This is a genomic window from Mycolicibacillus koreensis (assembly GCF_002104795.1).
GTDB lineage: Bacteria > Actinomycetota > Actinomycetes > Mycobacteriales > Mycobacteriaceae > Mycobacterium > Mycobacterium koreense.
The window spans coordinates 1-15,086 of the sequence record NZ_NCXO01000066.1; the positions used below are offsets into that span (position 1 = coordinate 1).

Genomic DNA, 15,086 nt, shown 5'->3' on the forward strand with positions numbered 1-15,086 from the left:
GGGGGTGGCGGCGGCGTGGTCTTGGGGTATTCGTCGTGCACCGGCGGCGCCGAGCTGGTGGTGCCCTGGTTGGCCAGGTCATCGGTCTCGGTGTCGGTGCCGTTGACCAGCAGCGACACCGACACGACCAGGGCGATCGCGGCGACGATCGCGGTCACACCGACCACCCACGGCCAGCGCGGCGGCGGCAGATCGTCGTCACCGCCGGCGGAGGGACCGACGTAGTTGTCGTAATCGTAGAGATGGGCGTCGGTGGCAGGCAGGTACGGCCCGGCCACCAGTTGCTCGGATTCCGGTGCCGAGTAGGCCTGCGAGAACGGCTCCGAGGGCGGCTCGGGCATCGCCGCGGAGAGCGGTTCTAGCCCCCCGGCGGGTTCGTCTGCGTCAGCGGGGATGGCCTGATCGTCGGCATCCCGGTCCTCAGAATCCGGGGAGTGTGGCCCGCTCATCTCCGCTCATCCTGTTCGACTGCCGGTACGACTGGACCGCCCAGGAACGTCCCGGCCGCGCTGTGCGACTGTCGCACCGCCGGGCCGGGCCCGTCCATCAGTGCCCTCGGCAACCCTACCCAAGCGGGTCGTCGAATTGCGGTAGCGCCGGCCTGCAGCGGCATCGGGTGTCGCAGCGCCGGGTCCGCTAGTGCCTCTCCGGCCCGATGTAGTACTCGAACACCAGCCCACCGGCGGCGGCGATCACCAACACGATGCCCGCGCCGAACAGCCACGGCAGCCACAGCGCGACACCGACGGCGATGACGGAGAAGGCCAGCGCGATCAGGATCGGCCACCAGCTGTGCGGGCTGAAGAAACCCAGTTCACCGGCACCGTCACTGATCTCGGCTTCCTCGTAGTCCTCCGGGCGGGTGTCGAGGCGGCGGGCGACGAAGCCGAGGAAGGTGGCGACGATCAGCGCCATCCCGCCGGTCAGCGCCAGCGCGGTGGTGCCCGCCCATTCGATCCCGCCGACGGCGAACCGGTCGGTCAAGACCCCGTAGACGATCGCGGTGACGATGAAGAAGCCGGCGATGAACTCGAACAGCCTGCCTTCGATGTGCATGGGATGTCCTTAACTATTCGCTTGCGAAACCCGCAGACCGCGACGGCCGTCGAACGGGCGCGTGGTCTGAGCCAGCGGCTCCTGGCCGATCGCCGTGAGCGCCTGGGCGTTGGTCAAACCGTCCCGCCGCTTGTCCATGTAGCTCTTGAACTCGTTGGGGGTGACCGCGCGCAGCTCGAAGTTCATCATCGAGTGGTAGGTGCCGCACATCTCGGCACAGTGCCCGACGAAGGCGCCCTCCTTGGTGATCTCACTGACCTGGAAGACGTTGACGGTGTTGTTGGCCTCCGGGAACGGCATCATGTCGCGTTTGAACAGGAATTCCGGCACGAAGAACGCGTGGATGACATCGGTGGCGATGAGCCGGAACTCGATGCGCTTCCCGGTGGGCACCACCAGCACCGGCACCTCGTCGGTGGTCCCCAGGGTCTCCACCTCGTCGAAGTACAGCCAGCTGCGGTCCTCGGTGTTGCGCCCGGCGACGGTCCCGACCCGCTTCTTGCCGTGCTCGTCGACACCGGTGGGCACCGAGGCCAGCGCCTCGGCGCGCTCCGGCTGGGCGCCGTCGTAGGTGTAGTCGCCGTCGGCGAACTCGATCTTGTTGTAGCCGAACTTCCAGTTCCACTGGAAGGCGGTGACGTCGACGACCACCTCCGGGTCGTCGGTGATCTCGAGCATGTCTTCCTGGACGACCACGGTGAAGTAGAACAGCACCGAGATGATCAGGAACGGGATCACCGTCAAGACCAGCTCCAGCGGCATGTTGTAGCCGAACTGGCGCGGCAACTCGGTGTCGGTGGCGCGCTTGCGGTAGGCGATCATGCACCAGAAGATCAGCCCCCACACGATGACCCCGACGATCAGCGAGGCGATGACGACACCGACCCAGAAGTGCCGGTTGTGGTGGGCCTCGGGGGTGATGCCCTCGGGCCACCCCAGGCCGAGCGCCTGGGACCAGCTGCAGCCGCTGAGGCTGACTGCCGCCAGGCTGAGCACGCCGACCAGCGTCGCTCGCTTCAGCCACGGGCTGGTGGTGCGGCGCTGCGCTGCGGCCGCCGGCAAGCCTGTCCCGCGAAGTGTCACGGTGGGCGCCTCCTGTGTCACAAGCTGACCGATGATCCCGGATGGTCGAGATACCCGACCGGTGTCGGGTGCATCGAATACTACGCAGCGTAGACCACAACCGAAACAGCGGCCCGGCGCACCTCGCAATCCGTGTCCGAAATCGTGGGGCGGCCCTGGAGTGCGGCATACTGGGGCGCCATGTGCGGACTGCTGGCGTGGGTGACGGCCACCGGCGACGATACCGACGGCGGGACCGACGCGGTGGCCCAGCGGGTGGCGGCGGCCGCACAGCTGATGCGTCACCGCGGTCCCGACGAGGTGGGCACCTGGATCGACCGGGGGCCCGCCCACACCGTCGCCCTGGGGTTCACCCGGCTGTCGATCATCGACATCGAACACTCCCACCAGCCGCTGCAGTGGGGTCCGCCGGAGACGCCGCAGCGCTACGTGCTGGTGTTCAACGGCGAGATCTACAACTACCTGGAGTTGCGCGAGGAGTTGGCCGCCGAGCACGGCGCGGTGTTCACCACCGACGGCGACACCGAGGCGATCGTGGCGGCCTACCACTACTGGGGCGTGGCGGCACTGCCCCGGCTGCGCGGCATGTTCGCCTTCGCGCTGTGGGACACCGTCACCGGCGAGCTGTTCTGCGCCCGCGACCCGTTCGGCATCAAACCGCTGTTCATGGCCACCGGCACGGGCGGCACGGTGGTGGGCAGCGAGAAGAAGGCGCTGTTGGACCTGGCCGACGTGGCCGGCCTGGACACCACCGTGGACCGGCGGGCGGTGCAGCACTACACGGTGTTGCAGTACGTCCCGGAGCCGGAGACCCTGCACACCGGGGTGCGCCGCCTGGAGTCCGGCTGCTACGCGCTCATCCGCCCCGGCCGGCCGCCGGAGACCACCCGGTATTTCACCCCGCGGTTCACCGCCGAGGCGTTCGGCACCGGCCCGGGTGCCGCCCAGGACCGCTACGACGAGATCACCGCGGTGCTGGAGGACTCGGTGGCCAAGCACATGCGCGCCGACGTCACCGTCGGGGCGTTTCTGTCCGGCGGGATCGATTCGACCGCGATCGCCGCACTGGCGATCCGACACAACCCGGATCTGATCACCTTCACCACCGGGTTCGAGCGGGAGGGCTTCTCCGAGGTCGACGTCGCGGTGGCCACCGCCGAGGCGATCGGGGCGCGCCATGTCACCAAGGTGGTCAGCCAGCACGAGTTCGTCGCCGCACTGCCGGAGATCGTGTGGTATCTCGACGAGCCGGTCGCCGACCCGGCGCTGGTGCCGCTGTTCTTCGTCGCCCGCGAAGCCCGCAAACACGTCAAGGTGGTGCTCTCCGGGGAGGGCGCCGACGAGCTGTTCGGCGGCTACACCATCTACCGCGAACCGCTGTCGTTGAAGCCGTTCAACTACCTGCCCGGACCGCTGCGCCGCTCGGTCGGCAAGATGTCCAAGCCGCTGCCGGAGGGGATGCGCGGCAAAAGCCTGCTGCATCGCGGGTCGCTCACGTTGGAGCAGCGCTACTACGGCAACGCCCGCAGCTTCTCCGACGAGCAGTTGCGCGCCGTGCTGCCCGGATTCTCCCCCGAGTGGACCCACACCGACGTGACCGCGCCGATCTACGCCGCCTCCGAAGGCTGGGATCCGGTGGCGCGCATGCAACACATCGACCTGTTCACCTGGCTGCGCGGCGACATCCTGGTCAAGGCCGACAAGATGACGATGGCCAACTCTCTGGAGCTGCGGGTTCCGTTTTTGGATCCGGAGGTGTTCGCGGTGGCCTCCCGACTGCCGGTGAGCGCCAAAATCACCCGCACCACCACCAAATATGCGTTGCGCCGGGCGTTGGAGCCGATCATCCCCGCCCACGTGTTGCACCGCCCGAAGCTGGGATTCCCGGTGCCGATCCGGCACTGGCTGCGCGCCGGGGAGCTGCTCGACTGGGCCTACCAAATGGTGGACAACTCCCTCGCCGGGCAGAACGTCGATCTGGCGGCGACCCGCCGCATGCTCGATGAGCACCGCGGCGGGGTCAGCGATCATTCCCGCCGGTTGTGGACGGTGCTGATCTTCTTGCTCTGGCACGCGATCTTCGTCGACCGCAGCGTCACTCCGCAGATCAGCGAGCCGCACTACCCGGTGCAGCTGTAACGTCCCGGCGCTGCTGCACCGGCACGGCCCGGGTCAGGCCAGCGCCGCGCCGATCTCGGTGGCCGCCCGCTCGCCGTAGGCGTCGGCGAGCCGACTGACCGCGACCTCCCGGTCCCAGTCCCATTCCTGGGTGCCGGTGGACTCCAGCACCAGCACCGCCACCAGGCAGCCCAGCTGAGCGGAGCGTTCCAGGTTCAGGCCGGCGCTGCGCCCGGTGAGGAATCCCGCCCGGAAGGCGTCGCCGACCCCGGTGGGGTCCACCCGGCTGGTCTCGGGCACCACGCCGACGTGGATGCAGGTGCCGTCCGGGTCGATGATGTCGACGCCGTTCTCCCCCAGCGTGGTGACCCGCAAACCCACCTGCTCCATCACGTCGGCCTCGGTCCATCCGGTCTTGGACAGCAGCAGATCCCACTCGTAGTCGTTGGTGAACAGGTAGGTGGCCCCGTTGATGAGCCGACGGATCTCATCGCCGCTCAGGCGGGCCAGCTGTTGTGACGGGTCGGCGGCGAACGCCAGGCCCAGCGAGCGGCACTCCTCGGTGTGGGAGAACATCGCCTCCGGGTCGTTGGCGCCGATGATCACCAAGTCCGGGGAGTTCAGTGCGGCCAGCGAGATGTCGCGGGCCTGCGACATGGCCCCCGGGTAGAACGACGCGATCTGCGCCATGTCCAGGTCGGTGGTGCACACGAACCGGGCGGTGTGCGCGGTCGTCGACACCAGCACGTGCGCACAGTCCACGCCGTGGGACTCCAGCCACCGGCGGTAGTCGGCGAAGTCGGTTCCGGCGGCACCGACCAGTGCGACGTCGCCGCCGAGCACCCCGATCGCGTAGGCCATGTTCCCGGCCACCCCGCCGCGGTGCACCACCAGGTCGTCGACCAGGAAACTCAACGACACCTTGGCCAGGTGATCGGCGAGCAACTGCTCGGAGAACCGGCCGGGAAACCGCATCAAATGGTCGGTCGCAATCGAACCGGTCACCGCAATCGCCACGTAGCCTCCGCCTTTCTGTTGGTAAGCACAGCTATCGAACGGTGCTCAGCGTAGCCGCCCGCACCCCGGCGGCACCGACTGGTGGTGCGCTAGCCTGCCTACATGACCGGTCCGCACCCCCTGCCGCCCGGGGCTGGCGGATTCGGATCCGGCGCCGCTCCCCCCCGTCACGCCGCCCACCCCAGCGGGCCGCATCCGGTGGTTCACGACTACTTCGACCCGCCGACCGGACCGCTGGCGGTGCCGCCGCCCGGCTACCCGCCGGCACCCGGCCACCGGGTGCGCGCAGGGTCCCGCTGGCCACTGGTGCTCGCGGTCACGCTGGCGGTGCTGCTGATCGCCGGGTTGGCCGGTGCACTGATCTATGTCACCAGCCGCGACGATGCCGCGCCGCTGTCCGAACGCAGCGCCGAGGTGGCGATCCAGCGCTACCTCGACGCCCTGGCCGACCAAGACATCGACGTCATCGCCCGCAACACCATGTGCGGCACCTACGACGCGGTCGGCGACCGCCGCTCCGACGAGGCGCTGGCCAAGCTCAGCAGCGACGCCTTCCGCAAACAGTTCGACGACGCCGAGGTCACCGGCATCGACAAGATCGTGCTGCTGTCGCAGTATCAGGCGCAGGTGTTGTTCAGCATGCGCGTCACCCCCGCCGCCGGCGGCAGCGCGCGCGACGGTGTGCAGGGCACCGCGCAACTGCTGCTGCAGGACGGCCAGCCCGGCCAGGACAGCGGCGTGCTGGTCTGCTCCTATGTGCTGCGCACCGGCGGCAGCTACTGAGCCCGCTTCTGAGCCGACTTCCGGCCCGGCGTCAGTTGAACGAGTCGCCGCAGGAGCAGGACCCGCCGGCGTTGGGGTTCTCGATGGTGAACCCCTGCTTCTCGATGCTGTCGACGAAGTCGATCGAGGCGCCGTCGAGGTAGGGCAGGCTCATCCGGTCCACGGTCAGTTTCACCCCGGCGAACTCCGCGGTCGCGTCGCCGTCGAGGGAACGGTCGTCGAAGAACAGGTTGTAGCGCAGCCCCGAGCACCCGCCGGGCTGCACCGCGATGCGCAGCGCCAGGTCGTCGCGGCCTTCCTGATCGAGCAGGGATTTCGCCTTCGCGGCGGCGGCGTCGGTCAGGATCACGCCGTGGGCGGCGGTGCCGGAATCGGTCTGAACAGTCATTACTTCTTTTCTCCCTACACGGTGCAACGTGTCAGATCATTTGGTGGGCCGCGCGACCGGCAGAACCCACCACTTCAACGGTACCTGTTGGCGGCGTTATTCCCGAGTTGTGCCGCGACGGAGGTCGCCAGGCCCATCAGCTGATTGACGGCGTCGGTGATCGCCAGCCGGACCGATCCGGCGTGATCGGCGATCGCGGCGGCCGCACCGATCCCGGCGGCCTGCAGCGCCGTGGGACCGACGTCGACCTGACCGGCGAAGACCAGCACCGGAACCGACCGGGCACGGGCGGCCTCGGCCAGCGCACCGACCACCTTGCCGCGCAGCGACTGGGCATCCAGGCGCCCCTCCCCGGTGACGACCAGGTCCGCGGCACCCAGCGCGGCGGCCAGCCCGGTGCGTTCGGCGATGACCGCCGCCCCGGATTCGCGGCGGGCGCCCAGGGCGAGCAGCGCCGCGCCGATTCCCCCGGCCGCCCCGGCGCCGGCTTCGGCGCTGACCATCCGCCCGGCCACGGCGTCGAAACCGGTGGCCAGCGCGGCGAGACGGTGTTCGAGCACCGTCACGGTCGCCGGGTCGGCCCCCTTCTGTGGGCCGAACACCCGCGCCGCTCCCCACGGGCCCAGCAGCGGGTGGTCGACGTCGGTGGCGATGATCATCTCCACCCCGGCGAGCCGGGTTCGCCCGGCGGCCAGCCCGCCGAGAACCTCGATCAACCCGCGCCCGCCGTCGGTGCTGGCGCTGCCGCCCAACCCGACCACGATCCGTCGGGCCCCGGCCTGCAGTGCGACCTCGATGAGCTGGCCGACACCGTCGCTGCCGGCGGCCAGCGCCGTCTCCGGACTGGGGGGACGCCCCAGCGCCCCCAGGCCGCAGGCCTGCGCCGATTCCAGGTACGCGGTCGCGGTGGCGTCGTCGAACAGCCACTCCGCGTCGACGTCGGTGTCCAGCGGGCCGTGCACCCGGACCCGGCGCGGCGCCCCGACGGTGCGCGCGAGGACCGCGAGGAATCCGGGTCCGCCGTCGGACTGCGGGGCGATGGTGAACTGGTCGCGCGGACGCGACCGGTACCAACCGGTGGCGATCGCCGCCGCAGCCTGCTCTGCGGTGAGGGACTCACCGAAGCTGTCCGGCGCGATCAGCACCCGCAGCGGGTTCGCCGGCGCATCGGCGCCGGCGGGGGCGATCGTCATGTCTGCAGGGTAGGCGCCCAACCGCGGGCGCTGCCCGACATTGCGGCCCAGCACAGTAACCTGGCCGCTGTGAGCTTGCTGGGACGTAGAAAGGCCGCCGCGGGGGGCGGCGCCGACGAGACCCCGCCCGCCAGTGACGCCGAGGAGACCACCACCGAGTCCTCCGGGCGACGGCAGACCGCCCCCAAGGGCCGCCCCACCCCGAAGCGGGACACCGCGCGCCGTCGCGGTCCGGTCGCGCCCGCCCCGATGACCGCCGCCGAGGCCCGCAAACGCCGCAAGGAGTTGCGTCCCAAGCTCAGCCGCGCCGAACGCAAGCAGCGCCGCCAACTCCTGCAGGAACGCCGCACCGAGAACCGTCAGCGCATGATGGCCGGCGAGGAACAGTATCTGCTGGACCGCGACAAGGGCCCGGTGCGTCGCTATGTGCGCGACGTCGTCGACGCCCGCCGCAACCTGCTGGGCCTGTTCATGCCGTCGGCGTTCGTGCTGCTGTTCTTGACGTTGTCGATGCCGTTGGCGGTGCAGCGCTACGTCTCGCTGGGGCTGCTGGTGTTGCTGTTGGCGATGGCGATCGACGCGGTGCTGCTGGGCCGCAAGGTCAACCGCCTGGTCGACGAGAAGTTCCCGCAGCACACCGACCCGCGCTGGCGGCTGTCGCTGTATGCCGCCGGCCGGGCCTCTCAACTGCGCCGGATGCGCGCCCCGAAGCCCCAGGTGAACCGCGGTGACTCGGTTGAGTGAGCCGCGGTCGCGCGGTCGCCGCCGGGCGTCGGTGCGGTGAGCGTGCGCACCCTGGTGCTCGGCGGGATCCGGTCGGGCAAGTCCCGATGGGCCGAGCAGGCCCTGGCCACCGCCGCCGGTGCCGGGGTGGCGCTGCGCTATGTCGCCACCGGCGCCGACCCCCACCCCGACGGGGGCGATCCGTCGTGGGCGCGGCGGGTGGCCGCGCACCGGGCACGGCGCAGCGCACGCTGGTCGACGGCGCAGAGCGCCGATGTGGCCGCAGCGCTGCGGCAGCGCCCGCAGCTGCCGACCCTCGTCGACGACCTGGGTGGCTGGCTGACCGCCGCGCTGGACCGGCAGGGCTGGGACGCCGACACCGCCGATGCCCGCGACCGCCGGCTCGACGACGCCACCGCCACGCTGCTGGCGGCGGTCGCGGAGTTTCCCGCCGAGTTGATCGTGGTCAGCCCGGAGGTCGGCTTGAGCATCGTCGCCGACACCGCCTCCGGGCGGCTGTTCGCCGACCGGCTCGGCAGCCTCAACCAGGCCGTGGCCGAGCGCTGCGACCGGGTGGTGCTGGTGGTGGCCGGTCAACCGGTGGTGGTCAAACCGGCCCCCGACGCCGGGGGCCGGTAATGCAGTTCCCGCCCATCACCGCCCCCGACGCGGAGGCCGCCCGCGCGGCGCGCGCCCGTCAGGACACGTTGATCAAACCGCCCGGCTCGCTGGGCCGCCTGGAGGAGTTGGCCACCTGGGTGGCGGCCTGCCAGGGGCAGTGCCCACCGCAGCCGTTCCGGCGGGCCCGGGTGGTGGTGTTCGCCGGTGACCACGGGGTGGCCGCCGACGGGGTGTCGGCCTACCCGCCGGCGGTGACCGCCCAGATGGTGGCCGGAATCGCCGCCGGGGGGGCGGCCATCAACGCGCTCGCGCAGGTCGCCGCGGCGACCGTGCGGGTCGCCGACCTCGCCGTCGATGCCGAGCCGGGCCCCGCGGCGGTCACCGCCCACCGGATCCGCCGCGGCAGCGGCAACATCACCACCGGTGACGCGCTGAGCCCCGAGCAGACCCTCGCCGCGCTGCAGGCCGGCCGCGACATCGCCGATGAGGAGGTCGACGCCGGAGCCGATCTGCTGGTGATCGGCGACATGGGCATCGGGAACACCACCGCGGCCACGGTGCTGGTCGCCGCGGTCGTCGGCGCCGAACCCGTCGCGGCGGTCGGGCGCGGCACCGGCATCGACGACGCCGGCTGGATCCGCAAAACCGCCGCGGTCCGCGACGCCTTGTTCCGCGCCCATCCGCTGCGCGACAAGCCGGTGCGGCTGCTGCGCACCGCCGGCGGGGCGGATCTGGCCGCGATGACCGGGTTCTGCGCCCAGGCGGCGCTGCGACGCACCCCACTGCTGCTCGACGGGGTGGCCAGCACCGCTGCCGCGCTGCTCGCCGAGCGTCTCGCACCGGGGGCGCGGCGCTGGTGGCAGGCCGGGCACCGCTCGCCGGAGCCCGCCCATGCGCTGGCGTTGGCCGAGTTGGACCTCGAGCCGATCCTGGACCTGGGGCTGCGCCTCGGCGAGGGCACCGGGGCCGCCCTGGCGGTGCCGGTGCTGCGGGCGGCGGTGGCCGCGCTGACGTCGATGGCCACCTTTACCGAGGCCGGGGTCTGTGGGCCGGCGCCGCAGCCGTGATCACCGGCCTGCTCTCGGCGGTGACGTTGAGCACCGTGCTGCCGGTGCCCGGGGCGGCACGCCGCCCGGTGGGGCGCGCGACGGTGACCGCGCTGCCGCTGGTCGGGCTGGTGCTGGGGGCGCTGGCCGCCGCGGTGAGCGCCGCCGGGGCGGCCGCGTTCGGGCCGGGCAGCCCGCTGGCCGGGCTGGCGGCGGTGACGGTGCTGCTGGGGCTCACCCGCGGTCTTCATCTGGACGGTCTGGCCGACACCGCCGATGGATTGGGCTGCTACGGCCCGCCGCAGCGGGCCCGGCAGGTGATGCACCAGGGCGCGGCGGGCCCGTTCGGGGTGGCCGCGGTGGTGGTGACGATCGGGGCCCAGGCGCTGGCGTTTCCGTTGCTGACACCGGCGGGGGTCATCGTGGCGGTCACCGCCGGTCGGGTGGGCGCGGTCGCGGCGTGCCGGCGGTCGGTTCCCGCGGCGCCCGGCAGCACCCTGGGTGCGCAGGTGGCGGGCAGCCAACCGCCGGCGGTGGTGGCGGCGTGGCTGGTGGTCATGGCGGCCGCGGCACTGGCGGCCGGCACCCCGGCCTGGCAGGGCCCGCTGGCGGTGCTGATCGCCCTGACGCTGGCGGTGGGCCTGGTGGCCCACTGTGTGCGCCGCTTCGGCGGCGTCACCGGCGATGTGTTGGGCGCGGCCGTGGAGGTGACGACCACGGTGACCGCGGTGCTGCTGGCGGTGAGCCTGCCCTGACACCGGGCGCGGTCAGCTCAGCCGCGCCATCCAGCCGTGGGTGTCGGCGAACGTGCCGCGCTGGATGCCGGTCAAGGTGTCGCGCAAGGCCATCGTCACCTCGCCGGGGCGGCCGTCGGCGACGGTGAACTCACCGTCGGCGGATTTGATGTGGCTGACCGGGGTGATCACCGCCGCGGTGCCGCAGGCGAACACCTCGGTGATCTCGCCGGCGGCGGATTTCTTCTGCCATTCGTCGACGTCGATCTTGCGTTCCTCGACGGTGTATCCGCCGTCGGCGGCCAACTGCAGCAACGAATCCCGGGTGATCCCCGGCAGCAACGACCCGGACAGCTCCGGGGTGACCAGCCGCGCCGATCCGCCGCTGCCGAACACGAAGAACAGGTTCATCCCGCCCATCTCTTCGACGTAACGCCGTTCCAACGCGTCGAGCCAGACCACCTGGTCGCAGCCCTGCTCGGCGGCCTGCGCCTGCGCCACCAGCGACGCCGCGTAGTTGCCGCCGAATTTGGCCGCCCCGGTGCCGCCCGGGCAGGCCCGCACGTACTCGGTGGACAGCCAGACGCTCACCGGTTTCACCCCGCCCTTGAAGTACGCGCCGGCCGGTGAGGCCAGCACCAGGTAGCGGTATTCGGTGGCGGGGCGGACCCCCAGGCCCGGCTCGGTGGCGATCACGAACGGCCGCAGATACAACGACTCTTCACCGCCGGCGCCGGGAACCCAGGCGTTGTCGGCGGCGATCAGTTGGCGCAGCGACTCGATGAACAGCGCGTCGGGAAGTTCCGGGATCGCCAACCGGCGCGACGAGGCACGCAGCCGGGCGGCGTTGGCCTCCGGGCGGAACGACACCACCGAACCGTCGGCCCACCGGTAGGCCTTGAGTCCCTCGAAAACCTCTTGGGCGTAATGCAACACGATCGCCGACGGGTCGAGCTCGATCGGCCCGTACGGCAGCACCCGCGCGTCGTGCCAGCCGCGGTCGGCGCTGTAGCTGATCGAGACCATGTGGTCGGTGTGATACCGGCCGAATCCCGGGTCGGCGAGGATCTGTTCCCGTACCGCAGCGGTGGCAGGGTTCGGGTGGGAGGTGACCGTGAACTCCAGGTTGCCGCTGCTCATGCGCCGATTGTATATCCGTGCGCTAACGGGTTTTCGCGTCGATGAACGGCGGGCGGACCACCTCGCAGGCCAGCGCGCGGCCCCGTACGTCGACGTTGAGCCGCGCCCCGTCGGCGATGTCGGCGTCGGTGTCCAACAGCGCCAAGGCGATTCCGGTTCTCAGCGTCGGCGAGAACGTGCCGGAGGTGGTCACCCCCACCGGGGTGGTGTCGTCGAGCACCGTCAGGTCGGCGCGCAGCACCCCGCGGTCGAGGGCGCGCAGCCCACGCAGCAACCGACGCGGCCCGGCCTCCTTCTCGGCCAGCAGCGCCGACCGCCCCCAGAACGCCGGTTTCTTCCAGCCGACCGCCCAGCCGCAGCGGGCCTGCACCGGCGAGATGTCGGCGGACAGTTCGTGGCCGTGCAGCGGGTAGCCCATCTCGGTGCGCAGGGTGTCGCGCGCCCCCAGCCCGGCGAGTTGCCCGCCGGCGGCCGTGACCGCCTCGACGAGGGCGTCGAAGACGACCGCCGAACCGTCCCAGTCGGCGAGCAGTTCATAGCCGTGTTCCCCGGTGTAGCCGCTGCGGCACACCCGCACCGCGACGTCGCGGTAGTCGGCATCGGCGAAGCCCATGTAGTCCATCGCGGTGGGCAGCCCCATCCCGGCGACGATCTCGGTGGAGGCCGGGCCCTGCACGGCCAGCACCGCGCGGGAGCGGTGCTCGTCGACGACCTCGATGCCGTCGGGGGCGACGTCACGCAGCGCAGCGACCACGGCGGCGGTGTTGGCGGCGTTGGGCACCAGGAAGATCTCGTCGTCGCCGACGTAGTAGACGATCAGATCGTCGACGACGCCGCCGGACTCGGTGCAGCACATCGTGTATTGGGCGCGTCCCGGCCCGATACGGCCCAGGTCGTTGGTGAACACCGTGTTGACGAACTCAGCGGCGCCGCCGCCGCGCACGGTGACCTTGCCCAGGTGGCTCACGTCGAACAGCCCCACCGTCTCGCGGGTGGCGCGGTGTTCGGCGACGGTGCCGGCGTAAGAGACCGGCATCAGCCATCCGCCGAACTCGGCGAAGGTGGCACCGAGTTCGCGGTGCCGCGTTTCGAGGGGTCCGTGCTGCAGGTCGGTCACGCCCACCGACCCTACTGGGCCGCCCCACTAGGGTGGGTGGGCGTGAGCACCGAACCCGGCTACCAGTCCCCCACCGTCACCGTCGCGACCTCCGTGCCGACCCGCACCACCAAGGCGGTGCTGATCGTCCCGGTGGTCACCGGCCCCGACGGCGCGTCGGTGGCGACCACCGACCCGGCGCTGCCCGCGCAGGCGGTCACCGAGATCGAAAACGCCCTGGCCGCTCTCGGCGCCACCGGGGCCAGCGAGCAGACCCACCGACTGGTGGTCGCCGCGCTGCCGGTCGACAGCGTGCTCACCGTCGGGCTCGGCGAACCGCGCGAGGGCTGGTCACCGGATGTGATCCGGCGGGCCGCCGGCACCGCGATGCGCGCACTCAACGGCACCCGGGCGGTGCTGACCACCCTGACCGGGCTGGCCGGCAACGACGTGGTGTCGGCGACGGTGGAGGGGTTGATCCTCGGCGGTTACCGGTTCACCGAATTCCGCAGCGCCAAAAGCGCCCCCACCGAACCCGGACTGGCCAAGATCACGGTGCTGGCCACCGGCGGGTCGGCGAAGAAGTCGGCCGCGCACGGTGCCGCGGTGGCCGCCGCGGTCGCGACCGCGCGCGACTTCGTCAACACCCCGCCGAGTCATCTGTTTCCCGCCGAGTTCGCCAAGCGGGCAACGACTTTGGCCGCTGCACACGGACTGGACACCGAGGTGCTCGACGAGAAGGAACTGGCCAAGCGCGGCTACGGGGGCATCATCGGCGTCGGGCAGGGGTCGTCGCGCCCGCCGCGGCTGGTGCGGTTGATCCACCGCGGATCCCGGCTGGCCAAGCATCCCAAGAAGGCCAAGACGGTGGCGCTGGTGGGCAAGGGCGTCACGTTCGACACCGGCGGCATCTCGATCAAACCGGCCGCCGGGATGCACCACATGACCTCCGACATGGGCGGGGCGGCCGCGGTCGTGGCGACCGTGGTGCTCGCCGCGCGCCTGCAGTTGCCGATCGACGTGATCGCCACCGTGCCGATGGCCGAGAACATGCCGTCGTCGACCGCGCAGCGACCCGGTGACGTGCTCACCCAGTACGGCGGCACCACCGTGGAAGTCCTCAACACCGACGCCGAGGGGCGGCTGATCCTCGCCGACGCGATCGTGCGCGCCTGTGAGGACGATCCGGACTATCTGATCGAGACCGCCACGTTGACCGGTGCGCAGACGGTGGCGCTGGGCACCCGCACCCCCGGGGTGATGGGCAGCGAGGAGTTCCGCGACCGGGTCGCGGCGATCTCCCAGGCGGTCGGGGAGAACGGCTGGCCGATGCCGCTGCCCGACGAACTGCGCGAAGAGCTGAAATCGACGGTGGCCGACCTGGCCAACGTCAGCGGTCAACGCTTCGCCGGGATGGCGGTGGCCGGGGTGTACCTGCGCGAGTTCGTCGCCGACGGCGTCGACTGGGCGCACATCGACGTGGCCGGGCCGGCCTACAACACCGGCAGCCCGTGGGGCTACACGCCCAAGGGGGGCAGCGGGGTGCCGACCCGCACGATGTTCGCCGTGCTCGAGGACATCGCCGCGCACGGCTGACCCGCCACTACGGCCGGCCGGTCTCCTCGCGCGCGTCGCTGTCCCAGCTGCCGGGCAGCATCGGGGTGCGCGCGGCGGCGTCGTCGGCTCCGGTGGCGCTCATCGTGGCCAGGCCCGCGGCGCGCGCCGCCGACGCCGACGTGGCGGTGGCGGTGGCGGTTCCGGCGAACCCCACCTCGCCGGCGCCGCGCCCGGAGGCGGCCACGGTGCTCGGCTCCGACGCCTCGACCGTCTCGGCCTCCGACATCGTCATGTATTCGTGTCCGCGCCCGGGCGCGCGCCCGGCCGAGCGGCGCTGGCCGCGCGCGCGACGCCGCGCCGCGGACGCGGCCGCCGCGGCGGCCGAGGACACACAACTGCTGGCGGCCGGTGCGCGCGCCGCGGCCCCCACCCGCGCCGCCGGGCCCAGGGTGGGTCCGCCGTCGCCACCGCCGACGGCCAGACCGATGGTCTCGACGCCGCCCAGCGGCGGCGGGGTCGGCGGGGCGGGCG

Annotated in this window: 15 protein-coding genes and 1 pseudogene; 7 read left to right on the forward strand and 9 right to left on the reverse strand. The window is 71.7% G+C overall.

The features are described 5' to 3' along the window. The 3 genes and pseudogenes from B8W67_RS18715 to ctaC form a co-directional block, all read right to left on the reverse strand. Positions 1-449, reverse strand: a pseudogene (locus B8W67_RS18715) (hypothetical protein); the annotation flags it as partial. Positions 450-636: 187 nt separating this feature from the next. Beyond that, positions 637-1,056: a cytochrome c oxidase subunit 4 gene (locus B8W67_RS18720; protein ID WP_069393537.1), complete on the reverse strand. Its 420-nt coding sequence runs from the start codon at positions 1,054-1,056 to the stop codon at positions 637-639. 9 nt (positions 1,057-1,065) lie between these two features. Then, positions 1,066-2,076, reverse strand: coding sequence for an aa3-type cytochrome oxidase subunit II (ctaC, locus tag B8W67_RS18725; RefSeq protein WP_234806825.1), 1,011 nt, complete (start codon positions 2,074-2,076; stop codon positions 1,066-1,068). Between the two features lie 243 nt (positions 2,077-2,319). Here ctaC and asnB point away from each other — a divergent pair, with 243 nt between their 5' ends. Then, a complete protein-coding gene (asnB, locus tag B8W67_RS18730) occupies positions 2,320-4,278 on the forward strand; it encodes an asparagine synthase (glutamine-hydrolyzing) (RefSeq protein WP_085305604.1) in 1,959 nt (652 codons plus the stop codon). Positions 4,279-4,311: 33 nt separating this feature from the next. Here asnB and B8W67_RS18735 read toward each other — a convergent pair whose 3' ends face one another. Further along, complete coding sequence (locus B8W67_RS18735) at positions 4,312-5,274, reverse strand: carbohydrate kinase family protein (RefSeq protein WP_069393540.1); 963 nt, start codon at positions 5,272-5,274, stop codon at positions 4,312-4,314. A gap of 102 nt (positions 5,275-5,376) precedes the next feature. Between B8W67_RS18735 and B8W67_RS18740 the strand changes: the two genes are divergently transcribed. Continuing rightward, positions 5,377-6,057 (forward strand): Rv0361 family membrane protein, encoded by a 681-nt coding sequence (locus B8W67_RS18740; RefSeq protein ID WP_085305606.1) that lies wholly within the window; start codon positions 5,377-5,379, stop codon positions 6,055-6,057. 31 nt (positions 6,058-6,088) lie between these two features. Here B8W67_RS18740 and B8W67_RS18745 read toward each other — a convergent pair whose 3' ends face one another. Then, positions 6,089-6,445 carry a HesB/IscA family protein gene (locus B8W67_RS18745; RefSeq protein WP_069393542.1) on the reverse strand — a complete coding sequence of 119 codons (357 nt, stop codon included), beginning with the start codon at positions 6,443-6,445 and terminating at the stop codon, positions 6,089-6,091. A 74-nt stretch (positions 6,446-6,519) separates the two neighbouring features. Next, complete coding sequence (locus tag B8W67_RS18750) at positions 6,520-7,638, reverse strand: glycerate kinase family protein (RefSeq protein ID WP_085305608.1); 1,119 nt, start codon at positions 7,636-7,638, stop codon at positions 6,520-6,522. A gap of 69 nt (positions 7,639-7,707) precedes the next feature. On the opposite strand from B8W67_RS18750, the gene B8W67_RS18755 reads away from it, so the two are divergent. From B8W67_RS18755 to B8W67_RS18770, 4 genes are read left to right on the forward strand one after another with little or no spacing between them, the layout of a single operon-like run. Continuing rightward, positions 7,708-8,382, forward strand: coding sequence for a DUF3043 domain-containing protein (locus B8W67_RS18755; protein WP_069393543.1), 675 nt, complete (start codon positions 7,708-7,710; stop codon positions 8,380-8,382). A gap of 42 nt (positions 8,383-8,424) precedes the next feature. Continuing rightward, positions 8,425-9,000, forward strand: a complete 576-nt coding sequence (locus tag B8W67_RS18760; protein WP_085305618.1) for a bifunctional adenosylcobinamide kinase/adenosylcobinamide-phosphate guanylyltransferase — start codon at positions 8,425-8,427, stop codon at positions 8,998-9,000. Continuing rightward, positions 9,000-10,049 (forward strand): nicotinate-nucleotide--dimethylbenzimidazole phosphoribosyltransferase, encoded by a 1,050-nt coding sequence (cobT, locus tag B8W67_RS18765; protein ID WP_069393544.1) that lies wholly within the window; start codon positions 9,000-9,002, stop codon positions 10,047-10,049. Before B8W67_RS18760 ends, cobT begins: the two co-directional genes overlap by 1 nt. Next, positions 10,046-10,783: an adenosylcobinamide-GDP ribazoletransferase gene (locus B8W67_RS18770; protein ID WP_085305610.1), complete on the forward strand. Its 738-nt coding sequence runs from the start codon at positions 10,046-10,048 to the stop codon at positions 10,781-10,783. Before cobT ends, B8W67_RS18770 begins: the two co-directional genes overlap by 4 nt. A 12-nt stretch (positions 10,784-10,795) precedes the next feature. Here the strand turns inward: B8W67_RS18770 and B8W67_RS18775 are convergent, their stop codons facing one another. After that, positions 10,796-11,902 carry a branched-chain amino acid aminotransferase gene (locus tag B8W67_RS18775; protein WP_069393545.1) on the reverse strand — a complete coding sequence of 369 codons (1,107 nt, stop codon included), beginning with the start codon at positions 11,900-11,902 and terminating at the stop codon, positions 10,796-10,798. A 22-nt stretch (positions 11,903-11,924) separates the two neighbouring features. Beyond that, on the reverse strand, positions 11,925-13,019 hold the full coding sequence (gcvT, locus tag B8W67_RS18780; RefSeq protein WP_085305612.1) for a glycine cleavage system aminomethyltransferase GcvT: 1,095 nt from the start codon (positions 13,017-13,019) through the stop codon (positions 11,925-11,927). A 42-nt stretch (positions 13,020-13,061) separates the two neighbouring features. Here gcvT and B8W67_RS18785 point away from each other — a divergent pair, with 42 nt between their 5' ends. Continuing rightward, the gene (locus B8W67_RS18785; RefSeq protein ID WP_085305614.1) at positions 13,062-14,594 is read left to right on the forward strand and encodes a leucyl aminopeptidase; all 1,533 of its coding nucleotides are present in this window, start codon (positions 13,062-13,064) and stop codon (positions 14,592-14,594) included. A gap of 7 nt (positions 14,595-14,601) precedes the next feature. Here the strand turns inward: B8W67_RS18785 and B8W67_RS21020 are convergent. Then, a partial coding sequence (locus B8W67_RS21020) for a PPW family C-terminal domain-containing PPE protein (protein ID WP_476738878.1) occupies positions 14,602-15,086 on the reverse strand: 485 nt, incomplete at its 5' end.